The sequence below is a fragment of the Citrobacter sp. Cu231 genome, from assembly GCF_030332265.1.
Taxonomy (GTDB): Bacteria; Pseudomonadota; Gammaproteobacteria; order Enterobacterales; family Enterobacteriaceae; genus Citrobacter; species Citrobacter meridianamericanus.
On sequence record NZ_JAOWIE010000052.1, the window covers coordinates 12,476 to 29,299 of the forward strand.

Sequence of the window (16,824 nt, forward strand, 5' to 3'; positions counted from 1 at the left end):
AAAATCAACCAGTGTTGCCAGTGGCAACAGAGAGCAAAAATTAACCAGTGTTGCCAGTGGCAACAGAGAGCAAAAATTAACCAGTGTTGGCAGTGTCAACAGAGTATAAAAATTATGCTGCGTCAGCAGCATGGAAGGCGGCGGCACCGAATATCCTGGAACATCTGACGGTAAACCGCCGAAGCCCGGCGTCAGCCGGAAACACCCTGACAGGATGCTGTGTTCCCCTCCAGCCCTGCCAGACCCTGTTTGTTTCTGGGGAAAGCCAGGATTGCATAAAGGGACCGGAAGATAAGAGTAAAACAGAATACTTGTCGCCGTTTTTCTCGTCAGTATACTTTCCGTGCTGAAATTTTGACTAAGGAAGGATTTTTTATGACCAAAATTAAAATTCTGGCGCTCAGTATGCTGGCCGCCTTATCAGTAAACACGGCTTATGCTGAAAGTACTCTGACACTGGGGGCCGGTGTCGGCGTGATTGATCAGCCTTATAAAGGTTACGACTCTGAAGCGTATCTTATTCCGGCAGTGTCTTATGACGGCGACAGCTTCTGGTTCCGTGGTCTGGGCGGAGGATATTACCTCTGGAACGATGCTGCAGATACCCTGTCGGTGATGGCCTACTGGTCGCCGATGTATTTCAAACCGGATGACAGCAATGATCATCAGTTACGCCGCCTTGATAAACGTAAAAGCACGATGATGGCCGGGGGGTCCTGGTCCCATCACACGCCGTATGGTTTTCTGCGAACGAGTCTGGCGGCGGATGTTCTGGATAACAGTAATGGTGTTGTTGGTGATGTGGCGTGGTTATATCGTTATGTGAATGGCGGATTCATCCTGACACCGGGTATTGGTGTGGAGTGGAGCAGCCAGAAACAGAACGACTATTATTATGGCGTATCGCGTCGTGAATCTGCGCGCAGCGGTCTGGAGCGGTATAAAGCGGATAATGGCTGGTCACCTTACCTTGAAGTCAGTGCAAATTACACCTTTGCCAGCAACTGGGGGATCTACGGAACTGCACGTTACAGCCGCTTATCTGATGAAGTTAAAAACTCTCCCATGGTGGATAAGTCATGGGATGGACTGTTTTCCACCGGGATCACCTATCGTTTCTGATACCGATATGACCTGATGTTCACTGATGCACACCGCTGCCGGATCACGGGCACCGGTGTGCTGAACTTTCTGTTCTTCCCCATTTTTCTGTGGCCTGAATCTGGTTTTCTGTTGTTCCTTCTGCACTTCGTCCTGACGATCTCACTTTATCCCTGATTGTTATAAGGAGCTGATATGAGTGAAGACAAGCTGAACCCGAAAGAAGTCCGGGCCGGCGCATTGCAGTCCTCGCTGTCCATTCTGTTACACACCCATTATGCCATCCGCCTGTGGGAAGGGCGCAAAACGGAGAAGGTGTCCGGTGATGGTAAACCCCGTCCGGGTATCATCAGCATGCCTCAGGTCATTGCCCGGGCCGGGCAGGCAACACGGGATGCGGAGCGTGATAATCCCTGGGCGGATATGCTGCTGGTCAGGCTGGAGGAGGCATTATCGCAGGCATCAGAGCAGATCCGGCAGCAGGTCGCCGGACTGGAGGCGGTGCTGAACAGTATTCCCGGCAATATTGTGATCTCTGATATTGCATCATCTTCGCCCGTGAACATTGGTGTTTTCAGCAGCTCTCCGCTGGGGTATCGCTGCGTCTGGTTGCTTGTGGGGTATGACGAACTGGTCATGAAAGCGTTTCATGCTTTTCACTACGGGCTGATTTCGCGGGTGCAGCGGAACAGCATACTGGATACCGGAGGGCACGTTGTCCGTAAGGTGTATGGCGTGGCACAGTCCTACAAAACGGTTCATGCCACCCGGCAGGATATTTTATCCGGCACGGAGAAGGGCAGGGTGGCTGTCAGCCGTTTTGGCAAACCGGATCCGGATATCATGAGTGGTAAAAAACGCTCTGTTTTTTCTCCGCCCCTGAAATAATACAGCGGAGGCACCATGCAACTCTATTTGTGTGAAAAACCGTCACAGGCGCGGGATATTGCCCGGGTGCTGGGGCTCAGCGGGCGGGGAGAGGGCTGTATTGAAGGTGATACTGTCACGGTCACCTGGGCTGTGGGGCATCTGCTGGAGCTGGCCGCCCCGGAAGCGTACGGGGAGCAGTTCGGGGTTCCCTGGCGTATGGAGTCGCTTCCCGTTCTGCCGGAAAACTGGCAGATGACGGTTAAACCGCAGACGAAATCCCAGTTTACGGTGATCAGCCGCCTGCTGAAGCGTGCGTCTGAAGTGGTGATCGCCACGGATGCGGACAGGGAAGGCGAAGTCATTGCCCGGGAACTGCTGGCGTACTGCCGGTACCGTGGGCCAGTCCGCCGGCTGTGGCTGTCAGCCCTGGATGAGGCCAGCGTCCGGGAGGCGCTGGCAAATATTCTGCCCGGTGAGCAGACGGCCCGCCTGTATGATGCCGGCCTGGCCCGTGGGCAGGCTGACTGGCTGATCGGGATGAACCTGACGCGCCTGTATACCCTTAAAGCCCGGACGTCGGGGATCCCGGATGTGTTATCCGTCGGAAGGGTACAGACGCCGACACTTGCCATGGTGGTCAGACGGGATCAGGAGATTGCCGGTTTTGTACCACGGCCCTGGTGGCAGGTGTTTGCCGGACTGGAGAAAGACGGGATCCGGTTCCGGGCCGTCTGGGTGGCGGCAGAGCAGTACTGCGATGAAGAGAAACGGTGTGTGAACGTTCAGGCGGCCCGGGCCGTTCTTCAGTTGTGTCAGCAGACACCGTCAGCGGTGGTGCATGAGGTGACCCGGAAACGTGAAAAAACACCGGCTCCGCTCTGTTTTTCGCTGGGTACACTGCAGGAAGCCTGCTCCCGGAAATTTGGTATGGGGGCGCAGACTGTGCTGAATATCGCGCAGTCCCTGTATGAGACGCACAAGGCCACGACGTATCCCCGGACGGACTGTGGCTATCTGCCTGAATCCATGCAGCAGGAAAGCCGGGAGGTACTGGCGGCGATGGCGCGTTCAGATCCCGCCCTGACGCCGGTTCTGGCACAGCTCGATCCCGGTTTTGTTTCACGTATCTGGAATGACAAAAAAATTACGGCACACCATGCCATCATTCCGACCCGGCAGGTCTTTGATATCAGGGTACTGAGTGAAGATGAGCTGAAGGTGTATCAGCTTATCCGCCAGCATTATCTGGCCCAGTTTCTGCCCCTGCAGGAATCTGATATCACCGATGCAACACTGACAGTCGGCGGGCAACTGTTCAGGGCACGCGGGAAAGTGAATGTGGTGACGGGCTGGCGAGGCCTGTTTTCCGGGGAGGCTGCAGAAGCTGCTGAAGGCGAAGATGAACAGACGACGGAAATGGCGTTGCCGGCGCTTGAACGGGGTGAACACTGCCGGATTAGCGGTTCAGAACTCAAGGATCGGATGACGTCACCTCCGGCCCATTTTACGGAAGGAACCCTGATTGCCGCCATGAAAAACGCCGCCAGTCAGGTCAGCGACCCGAAGCTGAAAAAAGTGCTGAGGGAGAATGCCGGTCTGGGGACGGAGGCCACGCGGGCCGGTGTGCTGGAGGTGTTATTTGCCCGGCAGTATCTGGAGAAGAGCGGGAAGCATATCCGGTCAACGCAACGGGGCAGGGAACTGACGGCCGCCCTGCCGGAAGCCCTGACCAGCCCGGGCATGACGGCGCTGTGGGAGCAGGCTCTGGATGATATTGCACAGGGCAGAATGTCACTGGATACCTTTATGGGCAGACAGCAGCAGTGGGTGCGTCATCTGGTCTCATCCGGGCGGGAACAGCCCTTCAGTATGACGGTTCCGGTGACGCCGCCGTGCCCGCTTTGTCAGGGGCCGACCCGGCAGCGAAAGGGAAAGCACGGGCTGTTCCTGAGCTGTCAGCGGTATCCTGAGTGTAAGGGGGTGGTGAACACGCAGAAAAAGGCCGGGCGGCGAAAAAAATCGGGAAAAACTAAAACAGAGTAATCTTAATTTCTCCCTGTTCAGGATCGGGTAGTGTGATTAAGCTTTGATGCAATACCCTGCTGACCACAGTGGAGCGGGCAGCTCCAGGGTCCGGTAACCCGTAATGCACACTCGCGGGGTTACAAGGCGCATCCCCTCCGTGAAAACCGCGCCGGGATTTATCCCCGGAGATGATGAGAGTTAACCCCGGGGGCTGGTATCCCCCTCAGGCACCGGAAATCCCGGTGCCTTTTTTATTTGTTTTAGCGTTGACATTTGTTAGTGGTGACTTAAAGATGACCGGGCTTGACTGTCGTTTTTACGACCACCAATGTTCCGGCAGCCTGTGAGGAACGCCTTCGGGTGGCTGCATTCAACACCCCCTGAGCCTGAAAGGGTGGTGCATTCCACGTGAATGGGGTAAATCTGCGCGCTCTTGAGAGCAGAATGTCGTCACAAAAAGCGCATTATGACGCGACGATGAGGGCTTTTTTATCTGTTCAGACAGCCGGAATTCAGCTGATCCGGCATCCCCGACGGGAACATTCACTTCCGTCAGGGATGGTGATGTTCTCCGTCATCACATTTTTTAACTCCATGGAGAAATCATCATGTCTGTAAATACTGCCAAAACTGAATACTTTAATCTGACCCTCAAAGGTCTGGGGTATCTCAGTAATGTACGTCAGGTGAATCACCAGAACGGCTCGTTTCTCAGCTGTGTGGTGAATGCGCTGAGCGGACCCACGGACAGCCCGTCCTACGTCCGTTTTGATGTCACGGTTGCCGGTAAAGAGGCGACCGCCCTGATTGCCCGCTGCCAGAAGGCGGTGGATGAAGATCGCAAGGTGCTGCTTGGCTTCACGCTGAGCAACCTGTCCACTGACATTTTCACCCTGAACAAGGGAGAGCATGCCGGTGAGCAACGCGTCAGCCTGAAGGCCCGCCTGATCAAGGTGGACTGGATCAAGATAGGCCAGGAGATGGTTTACAAGGCTGAAAAATCAGACTCCCTGCCGCCACAAAACGGCACCATGCAACAGCAATACGCAGAAAACTCTTTCTGATCGTACTTTTCTCAACCGTCCTGATGAAAACAGACTGCCTCATCAGGGCGGTCTGTTTTCTTATTGTCTTTATCTTTAAGGAAACTTCTTATGCAACAGCCAAATGGCATGCTGGCCGCACAGGCCGGCTATACGTTACCCCTTCAGGTTCTCAGCAGCGTACGTGGTTATTATATTGGTACTCAGTGTGATGAGGGACCGGTGTCCCGCGAATCCGTGGAGTATTACAGAGACCATGAGCAGGCGGCACAGGCGCTGGAAAACGGCACCTGGACGCAGCGGACGTGTGCGTGAGGATGAGGAGGGCATATGGCGTCACGCGGTATTAATAAGGTGATACTGATTGGGTATCTTGGACAGGATCCGGAACTCCGTTACTTCCCCAATGGCGGCGGAGCTGTGGCAAACCTGACTCTGGCCACCAGTGAATCCTGGCGTGATAAACAGAGCGGTGAAATGAAGGAGCAGACCGAGTGGCACCGCGTGGTGATTTTCGGAAAACTGGCTGAGATAGCCGGTGAATACCTGCGCAAGGGTTCACAGGTGTACATCGAGGGCCAGTTAAAGACCCGGAAGTGGTTCGATCAGCAGAATGGTGTTGATCGCTACGCAACGGAAGTGGTGGTGAGTGTTAATGGCACCCTGCAGATGCTGGGCTCTCCGCGCCAGCAGGGCAGTGGTGCTGCACCCGCACACAGCGGTCAGGGAACTGCCGGCGCGCCGGCGGGTAACTCACCGTCACCGGCTTCCGGGAACGGCGGGGGAATGCCGATGGATTTTGACGACGACATTCCTTTCAGTGGACCGGGATATGGCGCTGAACGGCGGATTATCCATGCCATGTAATGTTAACCCCGGGGGCATCACTGCCCCCATTTTTATCAAGGAGGTATCGTGAGTGAAAAAAATCATACCACCCCCACGCCACACGATGCGGCGTTCAGGGCGATGATGGAAACCCCTTCGGTTGCAAGGGATTTTCTGGAAGCTGCGTTGCCGCCGGCACAGTTACAGCGGTGCGATATGAACACCCTGAAGCTGGAGCCGGCCACGTTTGTGGATCCGGATTTGCGTCAGTATGCCAGTGACGTTCTGTGGAGCATGAAAACCACCGATGGCCGTGATGGTTACATCTACGCGCTGACGGAACATCAGAGTTCTGCGGATCGTTTTATGGCCCTGCGCATGATGCATTATGTGCTGGCGATAATGTATCGTCACCTGAAAACGCATAAGCAGGCCCCCATTGTGATCCCGGTGCTTTTTTATCACGGTGAACCCAGTCCGTATCCGTACAGCCTGAACTGGCTGGACTGTCTGGACGATCCGGCGCTTGGTCGTGAGCTTTACGGCGAAGGAAAGCCGCCCCGCGTTATTGATGTGGGTCTTCTTGATGATGAGGGTATCCGCTGCTATCAGCAGATGGCCGCCCTGATGCTTCTGATGAAGGTCCGTCAGCGGAAGGGCGATCTGATGGCGCAGCTTGACTTTCTGTCACAGTTGCTTCAGATACAGGGAACACACGATCAGGTGGTGGTTCTGTTAAACTATATGGTGAAGGCGTGCGATTCGGCTTCACCGGAATTTATACGGGCGATGGCAGAACATCTGCCCCGGTATGAGGATGATATTATGACTATCGCTGAACGACTTGAACTGGCGGGTATCGAAAAAGGCCGTCAGGAAGAGAGAGAAAAGGCGCTTGAGAAGACGCTTGAGGCTGCCCGTCGGATGCAGAAGATGGGGATGTCGCCTGAGAGTATTCAGGAGATCCTGCAGCTTTCTGATGAAGAGCTGCAGAAAGCGCTCGGTTAATCCGTTTCCGTGTTATCACGGGGCGGGGTGTGGCTGATATGAGAGGCCACACCCCGCATTATCAACATCACGCCAGCTTTTACGCTGGCGTTTTTTTTGTTTACTGATAATGAGTTGTTCGTTGAGCCTGCCGGCGCTTCTTTGCACAGTGACCGCTGTTTTATCACTGCAGAGGAGTTATCCGGATGAACATGCAACCCGGGATCTTATTTTCCCTGGTTACCCTGGCCCTGCTGGCCGGGTGTAACAGCCCACAAAAACTTCAGCAACGTGCGCCGGCCATGCCGGTACCTTCCGTCAGCGTTTCCCGCAATGTACAGCCGGTGTCACAGGATATTTATGCGCAGCCGGCACCGGAGGTGGTGCGTTACGACCGTTACCTGCTGGTCAGCACGGCACCACAGGCAGCGCAGCGTGACCCGCTTTCCCAGGTGATTGATATCCGTATTCCGGCGTCGTTAAAGCCCACCGTGGCCGATGCCATGCGTTATGCCCTGAAACAGTCCGGTTACACGCTGTGTGCCACCGGGCCGGCCAATGGTGTGCTGTACCGCCAGCCCCTGCCCGCCGTGCAGTATCAGCAGGGACCGGTGCGACTGCGTACAGCCCTGCAGGTGATGGCGGGACCGGCCTGGCAACTGGAGGTGGATGACGTTCAGCGTGTGGTCTGCCACAGCCTGCGGGCGGGGTATCAGTTACCGGCAGGCCAGCTGGCACCCGTACCGGCTTCTCCGGCAATCACGGCCCCGGTGGCGCAACCGGCCAGGGGAGGCTTCCTGAAAAAATGAGCGAACAACAGGAGATGATGACACCTGTTCCGGCAGATAACCCCACAACGCGCCGGCGTTCACTTCTGCGGGGTGTGGCAGTGAGTTCTCTGACTTTGCTGGTTATGGTGACGAGCGTGGCGCTGTATCTGACAGGGCGCGGCATGGCGGAGATGGATACCCGTCTGGCAACACTGGAACAACAGCAGGGAGAGCGTCTGACACTGGCGGCACTGGCCCCGTTGCAGTCACGCCTGAGTGAACTGGAGGCGAAGCTGCAGACGGAGAGTGCGCGTCTGGCGCAGCTGGCCCGGCAGCCCGCTCTGACGGAGGTTCAGCAGACGCTGCTTAAGGAACTGCCGGCGTCCCTTGAGCAGATTCAGGCAGCACAGAAAGCCCTTTCCCTGCGGCTGGACACACTGGCGGCACTGGCAGAGAAGCCACAGCCCCGGGCTGTTCAGTCCGAATCCCCCTCTGCTTCCGGCACCGGGAAAAAGGACGTATCCGGAACGAAAGAACCCTCTCCGGTGGTACAGAAAACTGCCCGCCCTCTGACTGCTCGTTCAGGTACGTCGCACACTTTCCGTCAGGCACCGTTTGTGCTGACCGGCACCGAGCGCCGGGGGGCGCAGTCATATGCGGCGGTGGCACCCCGGGGATATACCAGTCTGTCGCAGGTGGCACTGCTCGGGGAAGGTGAGAGTGTGGCCGGCTGGACACTGATTCATGCCGGTCACGAACAGGCGACGTTCCGGGTGAACGGACGTCAGGTACAGGTCAGGGTGGAGTGAGTGAAGATGAGACTGAAATCCCTGTTACTGGTGATGCTGATACCTGCACTGGCGCAGGCTGCAGACCAGAACACAACCGTGACGGACGCGTCCCGTACGGATACGTCACAGCATACGCAGAGCGCCACGCAGTCGCTGCAACAGCAGGCCGGGCGGTGGGGACTGAGTGAGGAGGACTGGGGGCGTTATCAGGCACTGATGGCGGGACCCCGCGGGATACAGTCGCCGGGTCTGGACCCGCTGACAGCACTGGGTATTGAGGCCCGTACACCGGCTGAGCGCCGGGCGTATGCCGAAAAGTGGGTGAAGGAAGAGTGTGCCCGTACGGAGAAGGAGCTGGCTTTTCAGCGGGAGGTTGATGCGGCATGGCAGCGTCTTTATCCCGGAAAGCTGCCGGTCAGTATGGGCAATGCCGGTGTTCTGGCCGGGGACACCGGAGGCAGACTGGCGCTGTTTGTGAAGGCGAAGGACTGTGCGTCCTGTGATATCCGCCTGAGTAAGGTGCTGGCATCCGGTAAGCCGGTGGATATTTATCTGGTGGACAGTCAGGGGAAAGACGGGCTGCTTCGTCAGTGGGCACGTGAGCACAACATCCCACCAGAGAAGGTCCGCAGCCGGCATATCACCCTGAACCATGATGCGGGGCGCTGGCTGCGTTTTGGTGAGGGACAGATGCCGGTGGTACTGCAGCAGGGGGCGGACGGATGGCGCGTGGCTGCATTCTGACCGTTCTGCTGATGCTGGCAGGCAGTGGCATGTGTCAGGCTGTTGCGCAGACCATTCCTGACGGGTATGTGCAGGTGGCCCGTGCACACGGTATTCCGGCAGAAGTGCTGTATGCCGTCTCCCTGACAGAGACTGCCATGGCGCCCGGTGATATGGCCGGCATCATGCAGTATTCCCGCCGCGACGGGCGTCTTCCGGATGTCTCCCGCCCCTGGCCCTGGACAATTAATGTGGCCGGGAAGGGGTACCGTTATGCCAGTCGCCTGGAGGCCTGGCAGGCACTGCAGGTGTTTCTGAAACGTTATCCGGCCAGACGCATTGATGTCGGAATAGCGCAGGTCAATCTGGGGTGGAATGGTCATCGTTTCCCGTCAACATGGGCGGCCTTTGACCCGTACACCAGTCTTGAGACGGCGGCGGTCATTCTGCAGGAGTGCCGTCAGCGCCATCCCGACAGCTGGCTGAAGACAGCCGGTTGTTATCACCATCCTGCCGGTGGAAAGCCGGCCGCCCGTTACACCACCGTGGTCAGACGTCATCTGGACCGGCTGCATGCAAAAGGTATGACGCCACAGCAGACCGCCATGCTGGCACCGGCTGCGGATTATATCTGGACAGAGCCCCGGAGGCGCGAATGAACAGACTGAGACGGATTACTTTTTATTTTCCTGTATGGCTTCTGTTTTCAGCGAGCGTCAGTGCTGAACTGACGGTGATTGCTGAACTGACGGTGATTGCTGACCTGGGCGGCAGGGATGCTGCTCCTTTTTTTGAGGGTATCAACCGGCAGGCACCGGCTTCTGCACCGGTTGTTTCACCACCGCCTCTTCTGCAGGGGGACGCGGCGATGCTGCCGGTCAGTACACCTGAAATGTCACCCGGCGAAGTGACACCACGCCCGCTTCAGCTACCGGGCATCGGTGCACTTTTCCTTGTGGGGGATGATGCGTATTCCCGTGAGTGGCTGCAGAAAAATGCTGCTGCGCTCCGGGCGCGTCATGCTGCCGGAATGGTGGTGAATGTGGCTGATGAAAACGGCCTGCGCACGCTGCGTGAACTGGCTCCCGGCGTGGCGATGGCACCGGCATCCGGTTCTGCGCTGGCCCGCCGGTTACAGCTGAAGTCTTATCCGGTGCTGATAACGGACAACGGGCTGTCACAGGAGGTGGTGCCATGATGCAGGCACCTGTGATAACCGCAGCTCTGCTGGTCAGCCCGGTGCTGATGGTTTGTCTGGCGTTCTGCCTGCTGGCCGTGTTGCTGATGCTTATCCTGCGGGGAGGGGAGCGAAAACAGAAATGCGCCCGGACCCGCCGCCATCAGCGTTACCGTGCCACTGCCGCCCGGTTACTGGCCAGACTGAAGACGCTGCCGGAAGATGCGCATCGCCTGAAGTATCTGCGCAAAATCAACCCGTATGTCTTCGAAGAACTGCTGTTACTGGCCCTGAAGCAGCAGGGGATGACGGTTATTCACAATCCCTGCTACAGCGGTGATGGCGGCCCGGACGGACAGGTAATGATTAACGGTGAGCGCTGGCTGATACAGGCAAAGCGCTACGGACGGACCATCCGCCCGGCACATATTGATGCCTTCGGGGAACTGCTGCGCCGGGAGGGTTGCCGGGGGTTTTTTATTCATACCGGTCGTACAGGGTCGGTCAGCCGGGCCAGGCTGACACTGTGGCCGGATATCGAACTTGTCAGCGGTCAGCGTCTGCTGAAACTGCTGAACGGAACATTACTGACAGATGAACTTACCAGGGGGGAGCGGGGATGATGACGGTAAAACAGATGTTTATGCTTTTATTCAGAACAGTGATTGTCTGGCCATCCGTGCTGACGGGATGCCTGATGATGCTGTATTTCGTTGAGGTCGCCAGCGGTGGTGTGACAGGGCTGGCGCAGCGTTATGAGGAGGAGTCAGCACGCTGGCGTGATGCGCCGGAAGGGACGGTGATGATGCTCCGGTGTCCGTCGCGTCCCTTTGTGACGCCGGTGACAACCGGGGAGTGGCGTGCACTGTCCGCCACTGATGCAGAATGCCTCCGGTCACCGCACTCTTTCAGGCAGGCTGCAGAGGCAGATTTTCAGTCACTGCACATACTGGCGCTGACACTGTTGCTGGCATCAGTGGTTCTGGAAGGCGTTTCGGCCGGTATGTCGCGCCGGAAAACCGCATCCGTACCGGTATCACCACATTGTGGATGTGGCCGGGGCCGTGGTGCGGTTGCACACTGGCCTGACCATGATAATGATGCAATTCCGCAGAAGGGAGGTCAGGTATGACGGCTTCACTGCTGGCCCGTGTGCAGGCAAATGTTCCGGCCTGGGCACATGAACAACTGGCTGCATGGGATGCTGCAGAGTTTGCGGCAATGTCGGATTTTATTACAGAACACTACTGGACGGGACAGGGCAGTATCAATGTGTACCGCATTGTGGGGACTGACCATCCACAGTATGCCGGAATGAACTGGCTGGAGCTGCTGGAGCGCGGTAAACGCATGGACATCAATATCCCGTTACTCGAAAAGAATCCGGGATATTACACGCAGGCAGAGCAACAGCATGCCGGGATGAGTTTTGTCAGCACGGATGGCATTCACTGGTATGTCAGTGCTGACGGTAATCACCGCAGCTGTCTGGCCCGCTTTCTGTTTCACCTGCAGGGGGAGGGGCGCACACAGCTTCACAATGTGGCCCAGAGTGTTTATCACACGGACCGGGAGTTCCGGTCTGCCTGTCGGGAGATTCACAACCTGACAGAACCGTTGTCCCGGCATGGTGTGTATCTTCGTCTGCAGACCCGGCGGCAGTGTGTTTCCCGCGAAGACCTGGCCTGCTGGAAAGTGGACCGTTTCAGCACAGAAGCCCTGCTGACAGTGGATGATGTGCGTGCAGGTGGACATGACAGGCCATCGGTGTATAAGGCATTACTGCTGAATGCGGCAGACGCATGGCGGGAGGTGATGATGTTACAGCGCAGACTGGAGGCTCTGTCCGCATCACCGGAGAACGATTTGCCACGCTCATGGTGGCTGCGTCTTTTACAGAGAGGTACCCGGTCATGAGTAACCGTTATGTGATTGAGGCTCTGCTGCGACCGGCGGTGGAGCTGAACACTGCCGTGGTGGCGGCAACGGCGGCCAGTGTCTGTGTGACAGCGCCCTGGGCGGTGGCGCTCGCGCCGTCGGTCAGTTATGCCACTGCTGCCGGTTTTGGTGTTCTGGCAGCGGTCCGTTTTCGCCAGGGAATGAAGGTCATCCGCTACCGTCGCAATCTGCGGCGTCTGCTCCGTTATGTGATGAGTACCCGGCAGATACCCGTGAGCCGTCAGCGCCTTTTTCTGGGGCGGGGATTTCGCTGGACACAGAAACACACCCAGCGCCTTCAGGATACGCTGCGCCCTGAGGTGGCCAGGTACCTTCAGCCGGGCTGGCTGTACCGGATGGCCCGTCAGCTTGAGCTGAAAACGGAACATACCCTCCCCCGTCTGGGCGCACTTTTGCGCAAGGACTCTCCGCTGAATCCGGTACGCCCCCTGCCGCCGGTGGGCGGGAATCCGGCCCTGCATGGTATTGAACCGGATGAACAGGATGTGACACTGGCGCTGGGAGAGCGGGTGGGTCACACCATTGTTTATGGTACCACCCGTGTCGGTAAAACCCGGCTGGCAGAGCTGCTGGTCACACAGGATATCCGTCGGGGAGAGGTCACCATTGTCTTTGACCCCAAAGGGGATGCTGACCTGTTGCTGCGTGTATGGGCAGAAGCACACCGTGCCGGCAGGGGCGATGAGCTGTATATCTTTCATCTGGGCTGGCCGGAAATCTCTGCCCGCTATAACGCAGTGGGGCGTTTTGGCCGGGTGTCGGAAGTGGCCACCCGTGTGGCGGGGCAGTTGTCCGGTGAAGGAAACAGTGCTGCTTTCCGGGAGTTTGCCTGGCGTTTTGTCAATATCATTGCCCGCGCCCTGGTGGCACTGGGAGAACGCCCGGATTACACGCTGATTATGCGCTATGTGAACAATATTGCTGACCTCTATATTCGCTATGCCGGAAAGGTGGTCAGTGAACAGATGCCGGAACTGGAAAGCGCCATTCTGAATAACATGAATGTGCTGGGTGAAGATGACGTGCCCCGGACCATGCAGAACCAGCCGGATGCTGTGCGTATCTGGGCTATTGAGGTGGCGCTCAGCAGTGACGCCGGGAAGAAACTCTATGACCCGATACTGGATGGTCTTCGAAGTGCGGTACGTTATGACCGTACTTATTTTGACAAAATTGTGGCCTCCCTGCTGCCGTTGCTGGAAAAACTGACCACAGGAAAGACGGCAGAGCTGCTGGCACCGGACTACCTGGATATGAGTGATACCCGTCCCGTGTTTGACTGGGAACAGGTGATACGTAAAAAGGCGGTGGTGTATATCGGTCTTGATGCGCTCAGTGACAGTGAGGTGGCCAGTGCCGTGGGAAACTCCATGTTTGCAGACCTGGTGAGTGTGGCCGGACATATCTACAAACACGGTATGAATGCCGGATTGCCCGGTGTCGGGGAGAGTAAAAATGTGGTCAACCTGCACTGTGATGAGTTCAACGAACTGATGGGCGATGAATTTATTCCGCTCATCAACAAGGGCGGTGGTGCCGGTATGCAGGTGACGGCGTATACCCAGACGTCTTCGGATATTGAAGCCCGCATCGGTAATGCGGCTAAAACTGCCCAGGTACAGGGTAACTTCAATAACATGATTATGCTGCGCGTCAGGGAGAACCGGACGGCAGAGCTGCTGACCAGTCAGCTGCCTCAGGTGGAGATTTACACTAAAACACTGGTGTCGGGGCATCAGGATACCGCCGATGTGACGTCCGGACAGGATTTCACCTCCAGCACCCAGGACCGCGTTGGTACAGTAAAGGTTCCCTTACTGGAGCCGGCGGATATCGTCACCCTGCCAAAAGGGCAGGCATTTGCCCTGCTGGAAGGCGGACAGTTGTGGAAAATCCGGATGCCGCTGCCGGCGCCGGATAAGGACGATGCGCTGATGCCGGAGAGCATTGCAAAAGTGGCTGAAGCCATGCGGCGTCATTACCACACCGGAGAGGGGTGGTGGCATGAAACCCCGGCCGTGAATGTGCCGGAAGGAGACGGACATGGCTGATTCCCGTCGTGATGTGAACCGTCCTGACGCCGCACAACCCCCACGCCGGCACGGGCTGCTGTATAACCTGCTGTGGGGCTGGCCGTGGGCACTGGCCGGGATGGTGCTCTCCTCCCTGTTGCTGAGCCTGCTGATTGAATATGTGGGTATTGCATTTTTCTGGCCTGAACAGGGCGCGAAGCACAGTGAAGTGGTCATGAACACCGAGCTGGGCTGGTTATCCTCGGAATTTACCCGCAGTCTGCTGCTGTCCACGCCGTCAGTGACGGTGATGAAGTGGGTGTCCACGGCGTACCAGTGGCTGTTTGTGGACAGCGGATTTATGGCCTGGATGAAGCAGGGCGCTTCGGTCGATAACAGTGTGATACAGGAAGTGGATACTCTGGGCCGCTGGCTGGCGCATTACCTGCATGATTACCTGATGGCCACGGTATATGTGACGGTGGTGACGCTGGTCCGGGTGACGATTCTGGTGCTGTCAGTGCCCCTGTTTGTGATGGTGGCTCTGGTGGCTGTGGTGGAAGGTCTGGGAAGACGTGACCTGCGCCGGTACGGTGCTGCGTATGAATCCAGTTTTGTTTATCACCATGCCAGAAAGTCCATTAAACCGGCGATATACATTCCCTGTATTCTTTATATGTCCTGGCCCACGGCGGTATACCCGAACCTGCTGATATGGCCGGCGGCCATGCTGCTGGGAGTTGCCATCACCGTGACCATGGCATCCTTCAAGAAGTATTTATAATCCACAGATGCCGGACACTCCGGTGCAAAACTGGTTTTGTGCCGGGGTGTCGGCAGACAAGCCATGTTACAGCCTTTTCTGCGCGTCAGTCAGCTGATAAGCAGAATTTAAATTAATGGCTTTTTGTTAAAAAAACTGCTGTAACAGCGCAAATACAATAATACGTCAGTACTTTTTTCATAAATTTTTTTTGTAATCTTTTGTGTGCAAAGTTTCATAGCGCGGACGCATTCACTGATACGTTGTGATTCTATGTCGCAGGGAGGAAAAATGCTGATTTCTCGTTGCCTTTTTCTGACAGCCTTTTTTGTCAGTTTTGGTGTAAAAGCAAGCACAATTTGTGTTGGTCATTATGTCGGGAATAATGTTGGGTTTACAAGCTCTTTTGTGGGGGACCAGTTTAACAAGGTAAATATTAAAACCCATGGGCGATGGAATGGTGGTGGTCAGGATTCTCTTTATAAGTCTTTGCGAGATTTTGCCGGTTTCTCTTCCTATTCCGTTGCTGTCCCTAAAAAAATATCACTGCCTGGTTCTTCAGTACAGTTGACGCTGACATTATCTGGTAATGTCATTACAGTTCCCACAGATAACAGATGGCAGGCTGTTTTTGTTCAGCAAACAAATGAAGGATGTGCGTAAGCGCATCATTTAAACCGTCTTTCGCCTCCCTTTCCTGTTTCCGATACTAATGTCCATTTTCGCAGTAAAAGGACATTTAAGATGAATGCACGAAAAGCGGTACTGGCAGATAATCCAGAATTGATCCTGCGTGTGCTACAGCTGAGATTTGACGAGTCACTGTCGTACCCGCGCATTTCTGCGCAGACTGGTGTCAGCAAAACCGCCATTTTTTCTCTGGTGAGGCGATTTCACCAGGTATTCACTGACTGGCCTCTTTCCGGTGAATATTCCTGCGGGCAACTGGCCCGGGCTCTTTTCCCGGGGCGATACCCTTCAGCCCCGACCGTGACTCAGCCTGTGAAAGCAGAGAAACCCCGCCGGAACCGATTTTCACCGGAGTTTAAATGGAGACTGGTTCAGCAAACTCTTTTACCCGGTGCCTGTGTCGCACAAATAGCTCGAGAGAATGGAATTAACGATAACCTGCTCTTTAACTGGCGGCATCTCTGGCGTAACGGTGGCCTGCAACCGCCCGGCGAACATGAAACATCGCTACTTCCCGTGACGTTAACTCCGGAGCCGGATAATAAAATCCCGGCACCAGTGCAGATACCTGAACAGATAAATACACTGCCAGACAGTCTGTGCTGCGAGCTGGTTCTGCCGGCCGGAACTCTCAGGCTGAAAGGTGAACTGACACCGGCGTTATTACAGACACTTATCCGCGAAATGAAAGGGAGCAGCCACTGATGATATCTCTCCCTGCCGGTTCGCGTATCTGGCTGGTTGCCGGTATCACCGATATGCGAAATGGCTTTAACGGCCTGGCCTCAAAAGTTCAGAACGTCCTGAAGGATGACCCGTTCTCCGGGCATCTGTTCATCTTCCGCGGACGCCGGAGTGACCAGATAAAAGTGCTGTGGGCTGACAGTGACGGACTGTGCCTCTTCACCAAACGCCTGGAGCGGGGCCGCTTCGTCTGGCCGGTCACCCGCGATGGAAAGGTTCACCTTACTCCGGCTCAGTTGTCCATGCTTCTCGAAGGCATCGACTGGAAGCACCCGAAACGAACGGAACGCGCTGGAATCCGCATATAACCCGTTGTAAAGTGAGGATATGGACACCTCACT

At 56.2% G+C, this 16,824-nt stretch carries 20 protein-coding genes; all 20 read left to right on the top strand.

The features are described from left to right. Positions 1-375 precede the first annotated feature (375 nt). The 20 genes from OGY15_RS22785 (at position 376) to tnpB (ending at position 16,791) form a co-directional block, all read left to right on the top strand. Positions 376-1,122, top strand: coding sequence for a MipA/OmpV family protein (locus OGY15_RS22785; RefSeq protein ID WP_001433630.1), 747 nt, complete (start codon positions 376-378; stop codon positions 1,120-1,122). Between the two features lie 174 nt (positions 1,123-1,296). Then, positions 1,297-1,989, top strand: a complete 693-nt coding sequence (locus tag OGY15_RS22790; protein WP_286541225.1) for a PFL_4669 family integrating conjugative element protein — start codon at positions 1,297-1,299, stop codon at positions 1,987-1,989. Positions 1,990-2,004: 15 nt separating this feature from the next. Continuing rightward, positions 2,005-4,014: a DNA topoisomerase III gene (locus tag OGY15_RS22795; protein ID WP_286541227.1), complete on the top strand. Its 2,010-nt coding sequence runs from the start codon at positions 2,005-2,007 to the stop codon at positions 4,012-4,014. 590 nt (positions 4,015-4,604) lie between these two features. Further along, entirely contained in the window at positions 4,605-5,060 is a 456-nt protein-coding gene (locus tag OGY15_RS22800) for an STY4534 family ICE replication protein (RefSeq protein WP_000115786.1), read from the top strand. 90 nt (positions 5,061-5,150) lie between these two features. Continuing rightward, complete coding sequence (locus OGY15_RS22805) at positions 5,151-5,354, top strand: hypothetical protein (protein ID WP_001187036.1); 204 nt, start codon at positions 5,151-5,153, stop codon at positions 5,352-5,354. 15 nt (positions 5,355-5,369) lie between these two features. Next, the gene (ssb, locus tag OGY15_RS22810; protein WP_000168255.1) at positions 5,370-5,906 is read left to right on the top strand and encodes a single-stranded DNA-binding protein; all 537 of its coding nucleotides are present in this window, start codon (positions 5,370-5,372) and stop codon (positions 5,904-5,906) included. Between the two features lie 48 nt (positions 5,907-5,954). After that, a complete protein-coding gene (locus OGY15_RS22815) occupies positions 5,955-6,875 on the top strand; it encodes an Rpn family recombination-promoting nuclease/putative transposase (protein ID WP_214167290.1) in 921 nt (306 codons plus the stop codon). Between the two features lie 191 nt (positions 6,876-7,066). Continuing rightward, positions 7,067-7,663, top strand: a complete 597-nt coding sequence (pilL2, locus tag OGY15_RS22820; RefSeq protein ID WP_024199196.1) for a PFGI-1 class ICE element type IV pilus protein PilL2 — start codon at positions 7,067-7,069, stop codon at positions 7,661-7,663. Further along, the gene (locus OGY15_RS22825; RefSeq protein WP_286541231.1) at positions 7,660-8,433 is read left to right on the top strand and encodes a Tat (twin-arginine translocation) pathway signal sequence; all 774 of its coding nucleotides are present in this window, start codon (positions 7,660-7,662) and stop codon (positions 8,431-8,433) included. The genes pilL2 and OGY15_RS22825 overlap by 4 nt, the downstream gene beginning before the upstream one ends. Positions 8,434-8,439: 6 nt before the next feature. Then, positions 8,440-9,159, top strand: coding sequence for a TIGR03759 family integrating conjugative element protein (locus OGY15_RS22830; RefSeq protein ID WP_286541232.1), 720 nt, complete (start codon positions 8,440-8,442; stop codon positions 9,157-9,159). Next, on the top strand, positions 9,138-9,797 hold the full coding sequence (locus OGY15_RS22835) for a lysozyme family protein (protein WP_286541234.1): 660 nt from the start codon (positions 9,138-9,140) through the stop codon (positions 9,795-9,797). Before OGY15_RS22830 ends, OGY15_RS22835 begins: the two co-directional genes overlap by 22 nt. Beyond that, positions 9,794-10,336: an integrating conjugative element protein gene (locus OGY15_RS22840; protein ID WP_187790935.1), complete on the top strand. Its 543-nt coding sequence runs from the start codon at positions 9,794-9,796 to the stop codon at positions 10,334-10,336. Before OGY15_RS22835 ends, OGY15_RS22840 begins: the two co-directional genes overlap by 4 nt. Next, entirely contained in the window at positions 10,333-10,938 is a 606-nt protein-coding gene (locus OGY15_RS22845; protein ID WP_105453785.1) for a restriction endonuclease, read from the top strand. Before OGY15_RS22840 ends, OGY15_RS22845 begins: the two co-directional genes overlap by 4 nt. Continuing rightward, positions 10,935-11,447 (top strand): hypothetical protein, encoded by a 513-nt coding sequence (locus OGY15_RS22850; protein WP_286541237.1) that lies wholly within the window; start codon positions 10,935-10,937, stop codon positions 11,445-11,447. Before OGY15_RS22845 ends, OGY15_RS22850 begins: the two co-directional genes overlap by 4 nt. Beyond that, positions 11,444-12,232, top strand: a complete 789-nt coding sequence (locus OGY15_RS22855; RefSeq protein ID WP_187790933.1) for a hypothetical protein — start codon at positions 11,444-11,446, stop codon at positions 12,230-12,232. The genes OGY15_RS22850 and OGY15_RS22855 overlap by 4 nt, the downstream gene beginning before the upstream one ends. Beyond that, positions 12,229-14,325 (top strand): type IV conjugative transfer system coupling protein TraD, encoded by a 2,097-nt coding sequence (gene traD, locus OGY15_RS22860; protein WP_286541238.1) that lies wholly within the window; start codon positions 12,229-12,231, stop codon positions 14,323-14,325. The genes OGY15_RS22855 and traD overlap by 4 nt, the downstream gene beginning before the upstream one ends. Beyond that, positions 14,318-15,070: a TIGR03747 family integrating conjugative element membrane protein gene (locus tag OGY15_RS22865; RefSeq protein WP_214167277.1), complete on the top strand. Its 753-nt coding sequence runs from the start codon at positions 14,318-14,320 to the stop codon at positions 15,068-15,070. Before traD ends, OGY15_RS22865 begins: the two co-directional genes overlap by 8 nt. Before the next feature lie 270 nt (positions 15,071-15,340). Then, entirely contained in the window at positions 15,341-15,712 is a 372-nt protein-coding gene (locus tag OGY15_RS22870; protein WP_286541239.1) for a hypothetical protein, read from the top strand. An 81-nt stretch (positions 15,713-15,793) separates the two neighbouring features. After that, positions 15,794-16,444 (top strand): IS66-like element accessory protein TnpA, encoded by a 651-nt coding sequence (gene tnpA / locus OGY15_RS22875; RefSeq protein ID WP_000993956.1) that lies wholly within the window; start codon positions 15,794-15,796, stop codon positions 16,442-16,444. Continuing rightward, positions 16,444-16,791, top strand: a complete 348-nt coding sequence (gene tnpB / locus OGY15_RS22880) for an IS66 family insertion sequence element accessory protein TnpB (RefSeq protein ID WP_099548426.1) — start codon at positions 16,444-16,446, stop codon at positions 16,789-16,791. Before tnpA ends, tnpB begins: the two co-directional genes overlap by 1 nt. Positions 16,792-16,824: the final 33 nt, after the last annotated feature.